This is a genomic window from Martelella lutilitoris (assembly GCF_016598595.1).
Taxonomy (GTDB): Bacteria; Pseudomonadota; Alphaproteobacteria; order Rhizobiales; family Rhizobiaceae; genus Martelella; species Martelella lutilitoris_A.
In genome coordinates this window covers 1,611,425-1,629,314 of sequence record NZ_CP066786.1, presented here as the reverse complement: position 1 = coordinate 1,629,314, position 17,890 = coordinate 1,611,425, and the positions used below count along the sequence as shown (strand labels likewise).

Sequence of the window (17,890 nt, the reverse complement as noted above, 5' to 3'; positions counted from 1 at the left end):
TTATGCGGCGCGCGTCGCCCGGGGTCAATGGCACAGGCGTCCGGGTTCACGCCAAAGTGTGCGCCCATCGCACGACACGGCAGAGACATGCTTGCCAGCCATCTCTTTTTGAATATGTTGACCAACACAATCAAGTATAAGGAGTCTCCCGTGAGAATCGACGCAATCCACCGCGCCACGCTCGTCGCCGCCATCGTGATCGTTCCGACCGTTGCCGCCGTGCCGGCGCTTGCCGAAACCATGACGATCGAGCATGCAAGCGGCAGCACCGAGGTTGAAGCGAACCCCGAGACCGTCATTGTCTACGACCTCTCCGCGCTCGATACGCTCGATGCACTGGGCGTGCGCGTGACAGCCGTGCCGGATACGCCGATGCCGTCGTCCCTTTCTGAGTTTTCCTCCGATGACTACGAGAAGGTCGGCTCGTTGTTCGAGCCGGATTTCGAGGCCGTCAACGCGCTGCAGCCCGATCTCATCATCGTTGCCGGCCGCTCGCAGGCAAAATACGACGACCTGTCGAAGATCGCCCCGACGATCGACCTGACGATTGCCAATGATGCTTTCCTCGAAGGCGTTGAAGGCAATGCCCGGCTTCTGGGTGAACTCTTCGGCAAGCAGGAAGAGGCGGAAGCCGAGATCTCGGCCCTGGAGACCATGCTGGAGACGCTTCAGGGGCTGACCGAAGATGCCGGAACCGCACTTGTGCTGCTGACAACGGGCGGCAAGGTTTCCGCCTTCGGCCCCGGTTCACGCTTCGGCGACGTCTATGACCTCTATGGCTTCGAACCGGCCGACGACACGCTCGATGTCGGCACGCACGGACAGGCGGTTTCGTTCGAATATATCATGGAGCAGAATCCGGACTGGCTCTATGTGCTCGACCGCGACGCTGCCATCGGCCGTGAAGGCGAAGCAGCGCAGCAGCTTCTCGACAACGAACTCGTCGCACGCACCAAGGCCTGGCAGAACGACCAGGTAATCTATGCCGATGGCGGGCTGCTCTATCTTGCAAGCGGCGGCGTGCGCGCGCAGAAGGCTTTGGCCGAACAAGTGTTGGAAGCGCTGAAGGACTAAAATCCTGGCGGCAAGCGGCACGGTAGAGAATCGATTGGTCAGGGGTCACTTCCCCAGCGAGGAATGGTCGTTCCACGACCGGCCGGCCTGCTTCCGTGAAGAGTTTCGGGTGCCGTCAGGCGTACGAAAGTCGCCGAGGAAGGAACCTGCGGACGGCGAAGGCAGGACTATGGGGATTTCGATTTTGAGCCCATCCCGGAGCTGACGTGGATGAACATTTTACGCACTGTACCTGTTGCGACCCGGCCGTTTCGGCGTGTTTTGGAGCTGCGGTGTCGGGGAAACATATGCCGGTGAATGGCCTGGTCGGCCTCGGTCATGGTGATGGAGGCGCACGGGAGCGTTACCTCGGGCGGAATATCGCGGGCAGGCGTTGTGGCTATGCCATGCCGGGTCATGACGCATGCTCCCGGTTCGCCGCCGCCGATTCAGGTGGCCCGCGCGGCTGGCGCCAGCGTTCAAACACCTCGATGACGATCATGCACCCGCCGCAGCAAGGACATTGCGGTCGTATGACGGTGGGCTCGTCAGTTGCGTCGTGATCGGACGGCGGGATAGCGTTCAGGAGTTCGCGGGCGTGTGCGACACAGGTCTTGCGGGAGCCGCCGGCGAGCAAGCCGTAATGGCGAATGCGATGGAAGCCCTTCGGCAGAATATGGATCAGGAAGCGACGGATGAACTCGGCCGTGGCTAACGCTATGATCTGCTGCCGGTCCGCGCCGTCGCGGCGATAATCCTTGTAGCGGAAGGTGACGCCGTCCTTGTCGAACGAGATCAGACGACTGAAGGCTCATGGGTAAAGGGGGTTGGCATCGCCGATCCCGGCACAGGAGCGCAGATGGCGCCGGGCATGCACACCCGCATCGGTTCGGTCACGAAGACCTTCACGGGAACCGTTATTCTGCAACTCGCTGAAGACGGCCTTCTTTCGCTGGACGACACGATTGGCGCCTATGTCACGGGCATTCCGAACGGCGATGAAATCACGTTGCGACAACTGGCAAATATGACGAGCGGTGTTGCCAGCTACACCGCCTCGGAGCGGTTTGTGGACTTGTACCTTGAAGACCCGAACATGTTTTTCTCACCCGAGGATCTGGTAGCCTACGCTGTCGAGAACTCTCCGCTGTTCGAACCCGGTTCTGAATTTGACTGCTCCAACACCAACACGATCCTGCTTGGAATGGTGATAGAGAAAGTCACCGGTCAACCGGTCGAGACAGCTCTGAGAACAATGATCTTCGAACCGCTCGGTCTGGAAAACACGATCTGGCCAGGCAGGCAGACCGCAATCCCCGCACCATACGCGCGCGGTATCTCGCTGCAAGGTTATGACGCGACCCCCGAAGCCCCGCTGGACGCTACCAACTGGAACCCGGCATCGCTTTGGACCGCTGGCGAAATCATTTCAGATGTCGATGACCTGCTCACCTATGGCAGGGCCCTGGCAACCGGTCACGGCCTTCTTGAAGCAAAATTGCAGGAACAGCGGCTGCGCTCTTTCCAGGGGCCTGCAGACTATGGCTTGGCGCTGCGTTGCACCGACGGCTGGGTCGGACATACCGGTGAACTGCCGGGATACACCACCGTCGTCTATTACAATACACAAACCGACACGACCGTGGCCATACAAACCAACAGCGACATTCCTTCGGGCGATTGCGGCGAGGCCGAGGTTCTGCCCTCCAATCCGCACGGCATAGCGTGCTCCCTGCCCGCCATGCGCATTTTCAATGCCGTAGCGCCTCTTCTTGGTGGCACAGCAGCCCCGTGAGGCAATTGCGATGCCATCAGCGAGCACTTCACCGAACGTAATCTGATTGTCGTGCTGCGGGCTTGGCATTCAATATTCCGACGCTCGCCTTTGCCGTGCTTTGCATCAGCACTGGCATCACGCTCTCGCGCCCGACCTTCATGGCGGGCCTCTTCGTCCAGGTTCCTCAGGCACGGCGAGGCGATGTCATGGGTGCGATCCAGTCCCGCGGTGCGGTGACGGACATTGCACGCCCGATCGTTGCCGGCTTTATCCTCGGATTGGGTCTTTACGGAGTATGGATCGAGGCGGTGGTGGCGATCGCGCTGACCGGAGCGTTCATCGCATACACGCGCCTGCGTCGCGACGATGGTCCCGAGGCAATAGAAGCCCGAACTGACACCGAAACCTCGGCGCATGGCGACAGCGCGCCCTTAGTTGGACCGGCATCGAATTCGAACTAATATTCGCTGGGATCTACGGATTTGATCGCATTCTCACCGATGAAGGACGGCGGCGAACGCGTTGCTTCGGCCGCTTTCGTCTTATCGATTCGAAAAGCGGTCAGACTGGATACGGCCCCGTTTCTGCCGGTCCGGAAGGCGACCCCATTTCAGTCATTGAAGCTCCACCATCGATCGCTTGAAACATGATCTACGACAAGTCACATGCCCGATATTTCGGCAGGACAGATTGTCAGCGAGGATCGAGCTCTGTTCATTGTTTGCGAGCGCGGCTTTATGTTTGAGTGTTTTCAAAGGCCTCAATCGCCAAGCGACCATGAAACGTTATACAAACCTCTCTCTCTTGCGTGGCGGGGTAGTTGCAGCCTATTGTTTCGTGGATTTCCTGTTCAAATTACAACCAAAACAGATACTGTCCCTCATCAAACGCACTGCTCCGTAAGTTCCACAAACAGGGAGACAACCCGCATGCAAAAGAAACTTCTGCTTTCCGCCTGCCTCGCTCTTGTCATGGCCGCGCCTGCCCTGGCGGCAAACCCGCAGCCGGACGAAAAACTGGCTGATAACCAGAACCTCAATTATTGGCTGCTCGATGCGATCAAGACCAAGGATCCGCAGCTCAACAGCGCCGCGGAAGGCTCGGATGTGGCCCGGCAGTTGTTCGAGGGACTTTACAATCAGGACAATGCCGGAAACCTGGTGCCGGGTGTGGCGACTGATCACGACCTTTCGGAAGACCAGACCGTCTACACCTTCCATCTTCGCCCCGAGGCAAAATGGTCGAATGGCGACCCGGTGACTGCACAGGACTTCGTCTACGCCTGGCAGCGTCTTGTCGACCCTGCAACAGCTTCGACATACGCATGGTATGGAGAACTGATGAATGTGAAGAACGCCTCCTCTATCGTTGCAGGCGAGACCGATCCGTCCGAGCTTGGCGTCAAAGCCGTCGATGACCACACGCTGGAAGTCACGCTTGAAAGCCCGATCCCCTATTTCACCAAGATGATCACCCACACCTCGACCTTCCCCGTGAACAAGGCGGTGGTCGAGGAATATGGCGACCAGTGGACCCTGCCGGAAAACATGGTCGGCAATGGCGCCTACAAGCTCGTTGAAGACAAGCTCGGTCAGGACCTCACGCTTGAGCGCAACGAGAATTACTGGGACAGTGACAATACCGTCATCGACAGCATCCACTTCCAGGCGATCAACGACAAGAACGCGGCGTTGACGCGCTATCTGGCCGGTGAGCTGGACTATATCGAGCTGCCGTCCGGCCAGTTTCCGCGCCTGAAGGAAGAATATCCGGACCAGACCCATGCCGTGCCGCGTTCATGCACCTATGCCTATCTGTTCAATGTTTCCGACAAGGGGCCGGAAGCCTTGAAGGATGTGCGGGTGCGCAAGGCGCTGTCCTATGCGATGAATCGCGACATCATCGTCAACAATATCACCCGCGGCGGCCAGAAGCCTGCCTATAGCTGGACCTATTACGCCACCGCCGATTTCACGCCGCCGGTGACCGATTATTCGCAATGGTCCCAGGAAGAGCGCAATGCGAAAGCTGTCGAGCTGCTCAAGGAAGCCGGCTACGACAAGAGCAACCCGCTGGAGCTGACACTTTCCTACAATACCTCTGACGACCACAAGAAGATCGCCATTGCCGCCCAGCAGTTCTGGAAGGCCATCGGCGTCAACGTCACGCTCAACAACACCGAGTGGAAGGTCTATCTCGATAATCTCAAGAACTACAATTTCGATATCGGCCGCTACGCCTGGTGCGGCGACTATGACGAAGCCTCCACCTATCTCGACTATTTCCGCACCGGCGGCATGAATTATGGCGGGTTCTCCGATCCCGACTACGATGCCGCGATGAAGGCATCGCTGACAGCCAAGGATCCAGCAGCCGACTATGACAAGGCGGAACAGATTCTTGCTGAAGAGATGCCGCTTGTGCCGATCTACTTCTATTCGAAGCCGGTCATGGTGCCTGCCGACCTGAAGGGTCTGCCCGTCGAAAACGTGCTGCAGAACTGGTACGCGAAAGACCTCTATCGCGTAGCCGACTAAGGTCTGAAACCGGCTTCGCGGGCGGCGAACTGGCCGCCCGCGAGGCTGAATCCTCCGTTTCGTCCGGATCCGCGCGCGCCTTGATAACAAGATGTTTGCGGGCGGTAGACCGGATCAAAAGGCCGAGCCAGACCGATCATGACCGGTTACATCATCAAGCGCCTGTTTGTGGCGATCCCGACAATCCTGTTGCTGATTGTCTTCTCTTTCTTTCTGATGCACGCCGCCCCGGGCGGACCGTTCTCCTCCGAGCGCGCCCTGCCGCCGCAGGTGCTCGCGAATATCAACGCCAAATACGGGCTCGACCAGCCGCTGTGGCAGCAGCTTGTCGATTATGTCTGGGGCATCGTTTCCCGGTTCGATTTCGGCCCGTCATTCGTCTATCCGGACCAGACGGTGAACTCGATCATCGCGCAGGGCTTTCCCGTAACGCTGACCTATGGGTTGCTGTCGGCGATCGTGGCGGTGCTTGTCGGGGTCACGCTGGGCGTTGTTGCGGCCGTGAGGCACAATAGCTGGCTGGACAGCCTGGCCGTCGGCATTTCGGTTGGCGCGCAGGTTCTGCCGAATTTCGTCATGGCGCCGATCCTTGTGCTGATCTTCACCCTGTGGCTGCGCTGGCTGCCGGGCGGCGGTTGGGAAGGTCTCGGTCACCCGGCCTATATGGTCATGCCGGTGATCGCTCTTTCGACATCCTATATGGCGTCGTTGGCCCGCATTACCCGTTCATCCATGCTGGAAGTGCTGAATTCCAACCACATTCGCACGGCAAAGGCCAAGGGGCTGCCGATGCGCCGGGTGGTGATGAAACATGCGCTGAAACCGTCTCTGCTGCCGGTCATTTCCTATCTCGGACCCGCCTTTGTCGGCATGATCACCGGTTCGGTGGTGATCGACATGTATTTCTCGACCGGCGGCATCGGCAAGTTCTTCGTCGAATCCGCGCTTAACCGCGATTACGCCGTGATGATGGGGATCACCATTCTGCTCGGCGCGCTGACCATCGCCTTCAATCTTTTTGTCGATATCCTTTACGCCTGGATCGACCCGAAAATCAGGTATTGAGCCATGCTGATTGAAAGAGAGAAGATTCAAAGCCTGTCCGAGGCGATGGCCGATGAAGCGGAGAAAGGGCGTTCCCCCTGGGCGGACGCCCGCGTGCGGTTCTTCAAGAACCGGCAGGCCGTTATCGGGCTCTGTCTGCTGATCTTCGTGATCGCCTTTGCCGTCTTCGGTCCGTTCATCGCCCGCTGGTCGATCGACGAGATCGACTTCATGGTGATGGGCGACATCGTGCGCGAAGGCGCGCCTTCCTTTGCCAACGGGCACTATTTCGGCACGGACGATCTCGGCCGCGATCTTTTTGCCCGAACGGTGCTTGGCACACAAATCTCCCTTGCCGTCGGCCTCATCGGCGCGTCGATCGCGGTGATCGTCGGCACGATCTACGGCGCGGCGTCGGGATTTCTCGGCGGCCGGATCGACAACGTGATGATGCGCACCGTCGATATCCTGCTTGCGATTCCCTACATGTTCGTTCTGATCCTGCTGCTGGTCATGTTCGGCCGATCGATCGTGCTGCTTTTTGTCGGCATCGGGCTTTTGTCCTGGCTCGACATGAGTCGCATCGTCCGCGGCCAGACATTGTCGCTGAAAGGCCGCGAATATGTCGAGGCCGCACGGGCGACGGGCGTCGCCTCGAGCACCATCATCCGCCGCCATGTCGTGCCCAATCTTCTGGGCGTCGTCATCGTCTATGCGACATTGCTGGTGCCGGGCATGATCCTGTCGGAGAGCTTTATCTCCTTCCTCGGGCTCGGCGTCCAGGAGCCGCTGACCAGTCTCGGGGCGCTGATCTCTCAAGGTGCCGCGACGATGAATTACGGCACGCTCTGGCAGCTCATCTTCCCGCTCTTTTTCTTCATCGTCACGCTGTTTTCGTTCTTCTTCCTGGGCGATGGCCTGCGCGATGCGCTTGACCCGAAGGACCGCTGACATGGCGCTTCTCGACGTTTCCAATCTGGATATCCGGTTCACGACCAATTCCGGACCCGTCTTCGCCGTTCGCGGCGTCGACTTCACCCTTGATCCCGGCGAGACGCTGGCCATCGTCGGCGAAAGCGGATCGGGCAAGAGCCAGACGGTGTTCGCGATGATGGGTCTTCTGGCCGCAAACGGCGAGGCCACCGGCTCGGTAAAGTTCGACGGAACCGAAATCCTCAACGCCCCGCCGAAGGTCATCAACCCCATCCGCGCCAACCGCATGGCGATCATCTTCCAGGACCCCATGACCTCGCTGAACCCCTATATGCGGGTTTCCGAACAGATGGCGGAAGTGTTGCAGCTCCACAAGGGCATGTCGAAACGCGCCGCGATTGCGGAAAGCGTGCGCATGCTGGATGCCGTGCGCATTCCCGATGCGAAGTCGCGCGTCAATCTCTTTCCGCACGAATTTTCCGGCGGCATGCGTCAGCGCGTGATGATTGCCATGGCGCTGCTCTGTCGCCCCGAAGTGCTGATTGCCGACGAGCCGACGACCGCGCTCGACGTCACCGTTCAGGCCCAGATCATGCGGCTGCTTTCCGACCTTCAGCGCGATTTCGGCATGGCGCTGATCCTGATCACCCATGATCTCGGCGTGGTTGCCGGCGCGGCCGAGCGGGCGATGGTGATGTATGGCGGGCAGGTCATGGAAAAGGGGCCGGTCGATGCGTTGTTCAGGAATGCGACCCACCCCTACACGCGCGGACTTATCGGCTCCATACCGCGCGTTGACCGCAATGACGATGCGCTGCGTTCCATTCCGGGCAATCCGCCCAACATGGCGCGCCTTCAGCAAGGCTGTCCGTTCGCGCCGCGCTGTGATTTTGCCGGAGAGGACTGTCTGGACCACCTCGACCCGCTGACCGAGTTCGCCCCTGGCAGGTTGCGCGCCTGCAACAGGCCGATCGCCGAGGTGACCGGCGGTGAGATCGAAGCCAAGGGAGATGTCCAATGACGGCAGATGTTCTTCTGAAAGCGGACGATGTCCGCGTCACCTTCGAAATTCACCGCAGGGGCAGCATGCCCTGGCAAAAGCCTCTGTCCCTGCACGCCGTCAATGGCGTCAGCTTCGAGCTGCGTCCGGGCGAGACATTGGGCATTGTCGGCGAATCCGGTTGCGGCAAGTCGACGCTGGCGCGCGCCATCATCCGCATGGTGCCGGCAACGGGCCAGGCGCTGTGGAACGGCCGGACGAACCTGCTGGACCTGTCCGACCGCGAAATGCTGAAATATCGCAGCGATATCCAGATGATCTTTCAGGATCCCCTGGCAAGCCTCAACCCGCGCATGAAGGTCGGCGATATCATCGCGGAACCGCTCATCACCCACCAGAAGGGCATGGCGAAGCAAGAGGTCCGCGAACGGGTGCAGGAGATGATGAGCCGCGTCGGGCTTCTGCCCAACCAGATCAACCGTTATCCGCATGAGTTTTCCGGCGGCCAGTGCCAGCGTATCGGCATCGCGCGCGCTCTGATCGTCCGTCCGAAGCTGATTATATGCGACGAGCCGGTCTCGGCGCTTGACGTATCGATCCAGGCCCAGGTCATCAACCTGCTGATGGAATTGCAACGTGAACTGGGCCTTGCGCTGATGTTCATTGCCCACGACCTGTCGGTGGTCAAGCACATCTCGACGCGGGTCATGGTGCTTTATCTCGGGCGCGTGATGGAAGTGGCGCCGAGTGACGAGCTTTACGCCGCGCCGCAACATCCCTATACGCAGGCCCTGCTTTCGGCCGTGCCGATTCCCGATCCCGAGATCGAGCGCAACAAGAAAGCGCTTCCCATTGAAGGCGACTTGCCGAGTCCCCTCAATCCACCATCCGGCTGCGTTTTCCGCACACGTTGCCCCCGGGCGACCGCAATCTGCGCCGAGGAGATCCCGGCTCTCCGCAACGATCCGGGCAAGGGGCCACAACACAGCTTCGCCTGCCACCACCCCGGACCGGGGACAGAGGCCTTGCGCGCATGATTAGGCTCGCCACCCGTGACACCCGGAAAGCAACCACATGATTCCGTAGTTGCGACATGGCAATGCCGTTGCGGTCGTCTGCATGGGCGGTCAGCGGCATTGGTGGATGAGTTGCCGAACCTTTGCTTCTTCGCCTCTCGAAAGATCGGGTGTGCACGACATGCCGCGCACGATCGTCTGTTGGCCTTGTTAGAGTCTGTTCAAGAAAGCGGATAGCGCGCGAGCCTCCATGACCGATCTCGAGCGCGCCGCCCGCTTCCTCTATCTCCAGCGCCTCGCCTTCGGCGGCAAGGTGTCGGGGCGCAACTTCGGCGTCAGCAAGACCACCGGCGCCCGCTTCAACCTCGTCAAGCTCGCATCGACGCTGGAGGACATCCACGAGCGCCTCGCCGGCGTCGTCATCGAATGCCTGCCCTGGCAGGACTTCATCCGCCGCTATGACCGGCCGGGCATGCTGTTCTATCTCGATCCGCCGTATTGGGGAAACGAGGCTGACTATGGCGCCGGCGTCTTCGTCCGGGAGGATTTCGAGGCGATGGCGGAGGTCTTAGCCGGCCTTCAAGGCACCTTCATCCTGTCCTTGAACGCCGTTCAAGGCGTCTTCGAAACCTTCTCACGGTTCGACATCGAGGAGGTCGATTGCACCTATTCGATATCGGAGGGGAATGGGAAGGGCGTGAAGGAGGTAATAATACTTGCAAGACAGCGCGAAAACGCACCACTTTAGGGAAAAGCCGCCAACCCGCCCCCAAGAGGAAAGACCATGTTCGACCGGTCACTGATAGTTGGATATTCGCCAAAACGGGGTCTTGATGCGGGCCTCCTAGCCGAAACCCTTCTATTCTATCAGGAATCGAGTTTGGTGTTAAACACTGCAAACCTTGTGGCCTTATTCAGACAGATTGGGGAGGACAATATTTGCCGACTTGTCGATGAAGAATACATTCAGGTCTCTTTCCTTCGACCTGAATTCAGCATGAGCAAGACATCCCGGAATTTTGTTAACTATTACGAGCCAGTCCAATTATTTATTGAGAGGAGAATGGATGGAAAAAATCCATTCTCCGTCGCTGAACTGATCACGATGAACTTTGAACGACAAGGGTTTGCCAAGGATGAAGCGTCGCGGCTGGGAAAGAAGTTTGAGCGGCTCCTGAGGGTCGAGAAGTTTCGGCTTTCAGGGAAAGATATTCCGATAATGGGCATGATTAAACAAGACATGAAGGATATTGCCTATCTAGATTCGGCAGCAAAGACCTATGTGGAGACAGTCTTTCCGGGATTTAGGGTTCCTTCGCAGTGGAAATTCAAACTTCAAGAGGCAGGAGACGGATATGCTGTCGAATCGAATTACGACTTCGCAAAATTGAATCGCGATTTTGGGACACGAATGGGTGGCGAAGTGATCGACAGCTCAAAGCTGTTGAGTGAACTCGTACGTAGCCGCGCGGAAATGGTTCTGGCGGCGAAGCATAAGGCTGAACTTGTCGCCGATCCCGTTCGTCTGCGTTTGATGCAAACGAAGTTTGACCTGATGCTCCTGCGAAGAGCTCAAAGCGACTCTGAAATGCAGTTATTTCAAGGTTGTCAGCTGCAGGGCAAAAACGTTAGAGAGGTTATCAATCATGGAGAGCGCTCGTTCAGCGAGTTTATCGATTTGCTGGATGAAACTCGCAAATTCAAGGAGTGGCTAAAAGGCGTTGACCCAGAGCTTGGCCTTGTTTCGGAATACAACAAGGCCATTCTAGCACGGCAGTGGTTCGATTATCTTCCAGCCAAGGCTACTCGTTTTTTCATCTTTGCGGGGGCCGGATTATTGCTTGATGCTGCGGTAACCGGTGGAGCTGCAGCGGCGGCTGGCCTGGGATTGGGCGCGGCCGATATGTTCTTGCTAGAACCAATTTTAAGAGGCTGGCGTCCTAATCAGTTTGTGCAAGGCGACCTGCTCGATTTCGTTCGTCCAGGTGCGGACTAGTCGACCGTGACATCGATCTGATTTTGAGGACGTCCAGTTTGCGATCAATGAAGCCTCCCAGTGATCGCAAAGTCTCCGTCCAGAAGCAGTTTCATTTCTGTCCGGACGGCAGCGGCGCGCCACAGCGGGCGCAGAGATTTCCGTGTTGAGGCTGGTTCATTTCTGCGCCAAAGGTGGCCGCGCGCCACAAACAGAATTTGCTGCCACTCGATTTTGCGCGCCGCGCCATCCGATTTTGCGCGCTACAGAATCAAAGTCGACGTGAAAGGCCTTCAAACGCCCTTTGAAAGGTCTTCAAAAGTTCCGTGAAAGCTTCAAAAAATCGGCGTTTCAAAAACTGGTTACTGCAAAACCAGCTGTCAAAATTGCAAAACCGCGCGTCACGCTACAGCGCGTCACGCTACACTCGAACAATCAACTTGTGGTGCGCGTGGAGGGACTCGAACCCCCACACCTTGCGGCGGCAGGACCTAAACCTGCTGCGTCTACCAATTCCGCCACACGCGCCAAGACCGGATCTGGTCACCAGCCCGCTCCTCTTAGGCGAGCGACGCGGCAGATGCAAGGTCGTTGCAATGTTTCGGCATCGATCCGTCCACCATCCTGAACCGACCTGCAGATATCAGGCCGGCCGAAGCGAAGGCCGACGGCAGACCCCTCCATCAGCCATCACCACCCTAGAACAACCATTGATAGAAAATAAAAAACAAAAGCATTCCGGCCGCGATCCAAGGCGCGACCGGCTTTCGCGGAAGGACGGGGCGGTCAGTGCTGTGCCTCGTCTCCCGAACCACTCTCGTAACGGTCCTTGACATCCTCGATGATCATCATCAACGCCTCGCGCTTTGACTGGCACGCCTTTTCACGGCCGAAACGCTCAATGAATTCAGCGTGTTCCGTTGTGATGACCGTCGACAGACTGGTCAGCCCCCTATCCTTGAAACTGCGTCTGAAATTCCGCATGTAGCGGTTCCAGGCCGTGCGTTCCTCTTCGGATCGTTCAGCTTTTCGGCTGTCCTTGTCCACCCCGCTTTGCGTCATACCAAAACCTCTCCTGTTTTGAAGTTTCACCAACCAGTGCGAGCACTCTACGCATTTACAATTATAACTTCAGTATCCATGAAGTAAATACGAACACGACAATATTCTTACATGTATAAAAATGCTCGATGTCGCGATATATATTCATTACACGTAAATATTAATCGACAGAAATTGACAAACAATATCAAAATAAATTCGTTAATATTCGTTACATGTTTGATGGTTTGCATATTTCGGTCGCATAAACTTTACTTCGATCAAATTAGATGCGTTCATTGCGTTATCCTATCGGCTCAACAAATACTCTGGGTTGTATTGGGCAATATAGGATAATTTTCCTATTTAGCAACCCGCAAAATCGGAAAAGCTTCTGATGAACACACCGCCAGGGCGCCGCACGGCGCGCGCGGTCATCGCCCATGCCCGATCGGGGGAGGACTGTTTGACGAAAGGCAGGGACGATGGAAGGGCGTCGCCTTCTTTGCGGGCACGGCTATCAGGCGGCGGAATGGTCACGGTCGACGACGAGCCCGTCCTTCAGGGTCAGGCGCCGGTCCATCCGCTCCGCGATGTCGAGATTATGCGTCGCAATCAGCGCCGAAAGCCCGGACTGGCGGACGAGCGCCTCGAGCGCCTCGAACACATAGCCGGCCGTGCCGGGATCGAGATTGCCGGTCGGCTCGTCGGCAAGCAGAAGGCTCGGCGCATTGGCAACCGCCCGGCCGATCGCCACGCGCTGCTGCTCGCCGCCGGAAAGTTCCGCCGGCCGGTGCTCGGCGCGATGGCCGATCTTGAGATAGTCGAGCATCTGGTCCGCGCGCTCGGACGCCTCGCGCGTGGAAAGCCCCGCAATCAGCTGCGGCAGCATGATGTTCTCGCGCGCCGTGAATTCCGGCAGCAGGTGATGGAACTGGTAGACGAAGCCGACATCATTGCGTCTGAATGCCGTTCTGGCGTCATCGTCAAGCGCGGAGGCCTCCCTGCCGTTGACAAACACCTCGCCGGCGGTCGGCTTTTCCAGAAGACCGGCGATCTGCAGCAGGGTCGACTTGCCGGTGCCTGACGGCGCCACCAGCGCCACCATCTCGCCCGGCATGAGCTCCAGCGACGCACCGTTCAATATCGTCAGCACACTGTCGCCCTGCCCGTATTCATGCACGATCGACTTCAGTTCCAGAGACGGATTGGCCACATTGTTCTCCCGCTATTCGTAGCGCAGCGCCTGGACAGGATCGAGCCGCGAGGCGCGCCAGGCCGGAACGATCGTCGCGATGAAGGAAAGCGTGAGCGACATGATCACCACCGTGAGCGTTTCCCCGAGACTCATTTCGGCCGGCAGCGTGCTCAGGAAGTAGAGCTGCGGATCGAACAGCACCGTCCCGGTGACCCAGGAGAAGAACTGGCGAATCGACTCGATGTTGAGACAGACGATGACGCCCAGGAACACACCCGCAAACGTGCCGACGATGCCGATCGCGGCCCCGGTCATGAAGAAGATCCGCATGATCGCGCCGGACGTCGCGCCCATGGTCCTGAGGATCGCGATATCGGGGCCCTTGTCCTTCACCAGCATGATCAATCCGGAAATGATGTTGAGCGCGGCGACGATCACGATCAGCGTCAGGATCATGAACATGACGTTGCGTTCCACCTCCAGCGCGGAGAAGAAGGTGCGGTTGTTCTGCCGCCAGTCCGAGATCGCGATGTCCTCGCCGGCGGCCTCTCGGATCCGCGGGATCACCTGATCGACATCATCGGGGTGATCGACGAAGACCTCGATGCTCTGCACATGACCGCCGGCATTGAAATAGGACTGTGCCTCGGCGAGCGGCATGAAGATGATCGAGGCGTCGTATTCCGACATGCCGATCTCGAAAATGCCGGAGATCGTATAGGCCTTTACGCGTGGATTGACGCCGAAGGGGGTCACGTCGCCTTCCGGCGAGATGAGGGTGATCTTGTCGCCGGCAAACAGCCCGAGAGAGGCGGCCATGCGCGACCCGACCAGAACCCCCTCGCCCGCGGTATAGCCGACCATGTCGCCCTCGACGATATTGTCGGAGACGGTGTCTAGCTTCAGCATGTCGTCCGGACGGACACCGCGGACCAAAGCGCCGCTGCCCGCCCCGCGCGCGCCGGAAACCAGCGCCTGGCCTTCCACCAGCGGAAAGGCGAGACGCACGCCCTCGACGCCCTCGAGGCGCTTCGTCAACGCCGCATAATCGGAAAAAGGCTCGCCGGCGGGCAGAACGACGATATGGCCGTTGATGCCGAGAATGCGGCTGACGAGTTCGCTGCGAAACCCGTTCATCACGGCCATGACGATGATCAGCGTGGCAACGCCCAGCATGATGCCGAGGAAGGAGAAGCCGGCGATCACCGAAATGAAGGCCTCCTTGCGGCGCGAGCGCAGATAGCGCCACGCGACCATGCGTTCGAAAACGGAAAAAGGCTTCGCTTTCGCGGGGATCTCCGCAGTGTCCTTCGCGGGTTCGGCCGCAGCCATCTTGACGTACTCCTCAGCGCCCGGCGGTGAGCATGGCAATGGCGGCGTCCGCCGACATCGCCTCGCGCGCGCCGGTCCGGCGGTTCTTCACTTCGACTTCGCCGGCAGCCACGCCGCGCGGCCCGACGATGATCTGGTTCGGAACCCCGATCAGATCGGCAGTCGCGAACTTCGCCCCCGCACGCTCGTCGGTGTCGTCATAGAGAACATCGAGACCGGCATTGGAAAGCGCCTCGTAGAGCTGCTCGCACGCCGCGCCGCAGGCATCGTCCGAAACCTTCATGTTGATGATCACCGCATCGAATGGCGCGACCGAATCCGGCCAGATGATCCCGTTTTCATCATGAGAGGCTTCGATGATGGCGGGAACAAGGCGCGTCGGGCCGATGCCGTAGGAGCCCATGTGGACGGGGTGTTCCTTGCCGTCGGGGCCCTGGACCACGGCATTCATCGGCTCGGAATATTTGGTGCCGAAATAGAAGATGTGACCGACCTCGATGCCGCGCGCGGAAAGCCGCTCGCCTTCCGCCAGCGCGCCGAAGGCATCCGCGTCATGCATCTCGTCGGTCGCCGCATAGAGCGAGGTCCACTGGTCGAATATGCCCTGAAGCTTCTCGATATCGTCGAAGTCGAGGTCTTCGGCCGGAATGTCGAACTTGACGAAATCGCGGTGGCAGAAGACTTCCGATTCACCGGTCTCGGCCAGAATGATGAATTCATGGCTGAGATTGCCCCCGATCGGGCCGGTATCGGCGCGCATGGGAATGGCGCGCAGGCCGAGCCGGTCGAAGGTTCTCAGATAAGCGGCGAACATCTTGCGATAGGAATGCTCCGCGCCCTCGCGCGTCAGGTCGAAGGAATAGGCGTCCTTCATCATGAACTCGCGTGACCGCATCGTGCCGAAACGCGGACGGATCTCGTCGCGGAATTTCCACTGGATGTGGTAGAGATTGAGCGGCAGTTGCTTGTAGGACTTGACCGAGGAGCGGAAGATTTCCGTAATCATCTCCTCGTTCGTCGGGCCGAACAGCATGGCGCGGTCCTGCCGGTCGGTGATCCGCAGCATTTCCTTGCCATAGGCCTCGTAACGTCCGCTCTCGATCCAGAGATCGGCCGATTGCATGGTCGGCATCAGAAGCTCGACAGCGCCGGAACGGTCCTGTTCCTCGCGGATGATGCGGTTGACCTTGTCGAGGACGCGCTTGCCGAGCGGCAGCCAGGAATAGATGCCCTGCCCGTGCTGGCGGATCATGCCCGCCCGCAACATGAAGCGGTGCGAGACGATCTCCGCCTCCTTGGGGTTTTCCTTCAGGATCGGCAGGAAATAACGGGAAAGACGCATCGGAGGCTGCTTTCTTGTCGCCATCCCGGCGTGCCGGGAATCGATTGCATATTGGTTTTATTCCCGGCCCTTTTAGCGGCTTCTTGCAGGAAATTAAAGCCGCGAAACGGATGGAGAACAAACGGCCGGCGGAAGGCCGCCCAAGCATCCTGACGAATGTCAAGCACTTGAAACGTTGCAGAACACAATAAAGTGTTTGTCAAACTGAAAAACCTTTCGCAGTGTCGCAAAAATGCAAAATAAGGGATGACAAGGCCCAATCATTGGGCTAGGTTAAGCCCATAAAACAGGCAGGGAGCTTAAATTCTTGCCTTTTCTTCGCGGTCAAGTCTTGGGAGGATCGATCCTGGCGCGCTTGTTCGCAGCCCCGGAAACGGAACGGATCACGCGATACTTGAAAAACAAGGCCCGAGGCCTTGTTTTTTTTTGTTTTTCTCAAACTTGCTCTCGCCGCTGCCGTTAATCCTTTCTTTGCCACGAAACAAGGCCCCGGCGCCCCCGGCGTTGACCCTTTGCGCCGATTGCCTGAAAACGGCCTGACGACTTCGCGCAATGAGAGTTCTCAGGCCTTGATCCGCAACTCCGTCCCTTCCCTCGCCGCCGCGGCCCTTCTGACCTGGCTTTCCCCTTTTGCCGGAACGGCCAATGCCGCCGACATCTCCGATGCCTTCTATCTCGATCTTTCCGGTGGCCCGGCTGCCTTCATGCTGCACATGAACGAGGATGCGGTCGACGATCTCATTGCCGACACCTATTGGGGCATGGATGGCCGACTGGGCATCTGCAGCAAGGGACCGATCAACCTTTGCGGCGGAATGACCGGGTTCGTGGCGCTCGGCGACGCCACCCGGGAGATCGAGACGCGGGACGGCGGCGGGAAGACCGATACGCAGCTAAGCTCAATCGGCGCCTATGTCGCGGCCAGGGGCAATCTCGGCCTCGTGACGCTTTCGCCCTATGCCGGCTATCGACAGGTCTTTGGCGATGTGACGATCGAAGACAATACCCGGTTTGCGCCTTCGGACATCGACAGCGGCGCCTTCTACGGCGGGCTCGAGACCAGCATCAAGTTCTTCCCCACGGCTCTGGAGCTCGGCGCCCGCTTTGAATACGGCCGCTCGACCGGCGACAACGACGCGAACGATTACGACTACGGCCTCGGCAGCGCATTCCTGCGCATGCGGTTCTAGCGCATCGTGCTGTGGAGCAGTTCACAGTCAGATGGGGACATCTGACGTCCGCGAAAATGCGTCAAAACAAAGAGATGGAGCGGTTCTGCGGTTCCATGAGCGGCGGAAGCGCTGGATCATGACGTCCAGAACAGGGCCGAGAGGTCCTCGAGCCCGTAGCCCAGAACGATCACGACGCCATACCATGCAGCAAAGACGAGCGCCGCCACCAGCGACGTCCAGAGGATCACGCGCCAGGGGCGAAAGCGGTGCGGCGCGCTGGCGGTGGTGCCGGGCACCACATTGCCCTCCTCGTCCTGGGTGCGCAGGCCGAAAGGCAGGACCGCAAACAGCGTCACCCACCAGATGACGAAATAGACCGCGAATGCGGAAAACAGCGACAAGGCTTCCTCCCGTCCTGACAATGCGCCTTGACGACACCTAGACCGTTTCGACGGTCGGATGCAACTCTT

The 17,890-nt window shown here is 58.8% G+C and carries 16 protein-coding genes, 1 tRNA gene and 1 pseudogene; 11 read left to right on the top strand and 7 right to left on the bottom strand.

The features are described from left to right. The first annotated feature begins 114 nt into the window (after positions 1-114). Positions 115-1,074 (top strand): siderophore ABC transporter substrate-binding protein, encoded by a 960-nt coding sequence (locus JET14_RS07695; RefSeq protein WP_432443070.1) that lies wholly within the window; start codon positions 115-117, stop codon positions 1,072-1,074. 394 nt (positions 1,075-1,468) lie between these two features. Here JET14_RS07695 and JET14_RS07690 read toward each other — a convergent pair. Continuing rightward, positions 1,469-1,858 (bottom strand): annotated as a pseudogene (locus JET14_RS07690) (transposase); the annotation flags it as partial. Here JET14_RS07690 and JET14_RS07685 point away from each other — a divergent pair. The 9 genes from JET14_RS07685 to JET14_RS07645 all read left to right on the top strand — a co-directional run bounded on the left by JET14_RS07685 (position 1,778) and on the right by JET14_RS07645 (position 11,356). Further along, complete coding sequence (locus JET14_RS07685) at positions 1,778-2,848, top strand: serine hydrolase domain-containing protein (protein WP_200338016.1); 1,071 nt, start codon at positions 1,778-1,780, stop codon at positions 2,846-2,848. The pseudogene JET14_RS07690 and the gene JET14_RS07685 sit on opposite strands and share 81 nt — an antisense overlap. Before the next feature lie 62 nt (positions 2,849-2,910). Continuing rightward, on the top strand, positions 2,911-3,291 hold the full coding sequence (locus JET14_RS07680; protein ID WP_200337499.1) for a hypothetical protein: 381 nt from the start codon (positions 2,911-2,913) through the stop codon (positions 3,289-3,291). 468 nt (positions 3,292-3,759) lie between these two features. Continuing rightward, positions 3,760-5,367: a peptide ABC transporter substrate-binding protein gene (locus tag JET14_RS07675; protein ID WP_200337498.1), complete on the top strand. Its 1,608-nt coding sequence runs from the start codon at positions 3,760-3,762 to the stop codon at positions 5,365-5,367. 138 nt (positions 5,368-5,505) lie between these two features. Continuing rightward, on the top strand, positions 5,506-6,432 hold the full coding sequence (gene oppB, locus JET14_RS07670; RefSeq protein ID WP_200337497.1) for an oligopeptide ABC transporter permease OppB: 927 nt from the start codon (positions 5,506-5,508) through the stop codon (positions 6,430-6,432). Positions 6,433-6,435: 3 nt separating this feature from the next. Further along, positions 6,436-7,362 (top strand): ABC transporter permease subunit, encoded by a 927-nt coding sequence (locus JET14_RS07665; protein ID WP_200337496.1) that lies wholly within the window; start codon positions 6,436-6,438, stop codon positions 7,360-7,362. A 1-nt stretch (position 7,363) separates the two neighbouring features. Next, a complete protein-coding gene (locus JET14_RS07660; RefSeq protein ID WP_200337495.1) occupies positions 7,364-8,365 on the top strand; it encodes an oligopeptide/dipeptide ABC transporter ATP-binding protein in 1,002 nt (333 codons plus the stop codon). Next, the gene (locus tag JET14_RS07655) at positions 8,362-9,381 is read left to right on the top strand and encodes an oligopeptide/dipeptide ABC transporter ATP-binding protein (RefSeq protein ID WP_246750553.1); all 1,020 of its coding nucleotides are present in this window, start codon (positions 8,362-8,364) and stop codon (positions 9,379-9,381) included. Before JET14_RS07660 ends, JET14_RS07655 begins: the two co-directional genes overlap by 4 nt. Positions 9,382-9,610: 229 nt before the next feature. Continuing rightward, on the top strand, positions 9,611-10,108 hold the full coding sequence (locus JET14_RS07650; RefSeq protein ID WP_432443069.1) for a DNA adenine methylase: 498 nt from the start codon (positions 9,611-9,613) through the stop codon (positions 10,106-10,108). 36 nt (positions 10,109-10,144) lie between these two features. Next, a complete protein-coding gene (locus JET14_RS07645; RefSeq protein ID WP_200337494.1) occupies positions 10,145-11,356 on the top strand; it encodes a hypothetical protein in 1,212 nt (403 codons plus the stop codon). Positions 11,357-11,778: 422 nt separating this feature from the next. Here the strand turns inward: JET14_RS07645 and JET14_RS07640 are convergent. From JET14_RS07640 to proS, 5 genes are all read right to left on the bottom strand, one after another. Continuing rightward, a tRNA-Leu gene (locus JET14_RS07640) sits at positions 11,779-11,863 on the bottom strand. Positions 11,864-12,121: 258 nt separating this feature from the next. Beyond that, the gene (locus tag JET14_RS07635; protein ID WP_200337493.1) at positions 12,122-12,397 is read right to left on the bottom strand and encodes a hypothetical protein; all 276 of its coding nucleotides are present in this window, start codon (positions 12,395-12,397) and stop codon (positions 12,122-12,124) included. A 499-nt stretch (positions 12,398-12,896) separates the two neighbouring features. Continuing rightward, on the bottom strand, positions 12,897-13,592 hold the full coding sequence (locus JET14_RS07630) for an ABC transporter ATP-binding protein (protein WP_200337492.1): 696 nt from the start codon (positions 13,590-13,592) through the stop codon (positions 12,897-12,899). A gap of 12 nt (positions 13,593-13,604) precedes the next feature. Continuing rightward, complete coding sequence (locus JET14_RS07625; RefSeq protein WP_200337491.1) at positions 13,605-14,906, bottom strand: lipoprotein-releasing ABC transporter permease subunit; 1,302 nt, start codon at positions 14,904-14,906, stop codon at positions 13,605-13,607. A gap of 13 nt (positions 14,907-14,919) precedes the next feature. Next, positions 14,920-16,248: a proline--tRNA ligase gene (proS, locus tag JET14_RS07620; RefSeq protein WP_200337490.1), complete on the bottom strand. Its 1,329-nt coding sequence runs from the start codon at positions 16,246-16,248 to the stop codon at positions 14,920-14,922. 569 nt (positions 16,249-16,817) lie between these two features. Between proS and JET14_RS07615 the strand changes: the two genes are divergently transcribed. Then, positions 16,818-17,438, top strand: coding sequence for a hypothetical protein (locus tag JET14_RS07615; RefSeq protein ID WP_200337489.1), 621 nt, complete (start codon positions 16,818-16,820; stop codon positions 17,436-17,438). A gap of 116 nt (positions 17,439-17,554) precedes the next feature. Here the strand turns inward: JET14_RS07615 and JET14_RS07610 are convergent, their stop codons facing one another. Then, complete coding sequence (locus tag JET14_RS07610; RefSeq protein WP_200337488.1) at positions 17,555-17,821, bottom strand: DUF1467 family protein; 267 nt, start codon at positions 17,819-17,821, stop codon at positions 17,555-17,557. Positions 17,822-17,890: the final 69 nt, after the last annotated feature.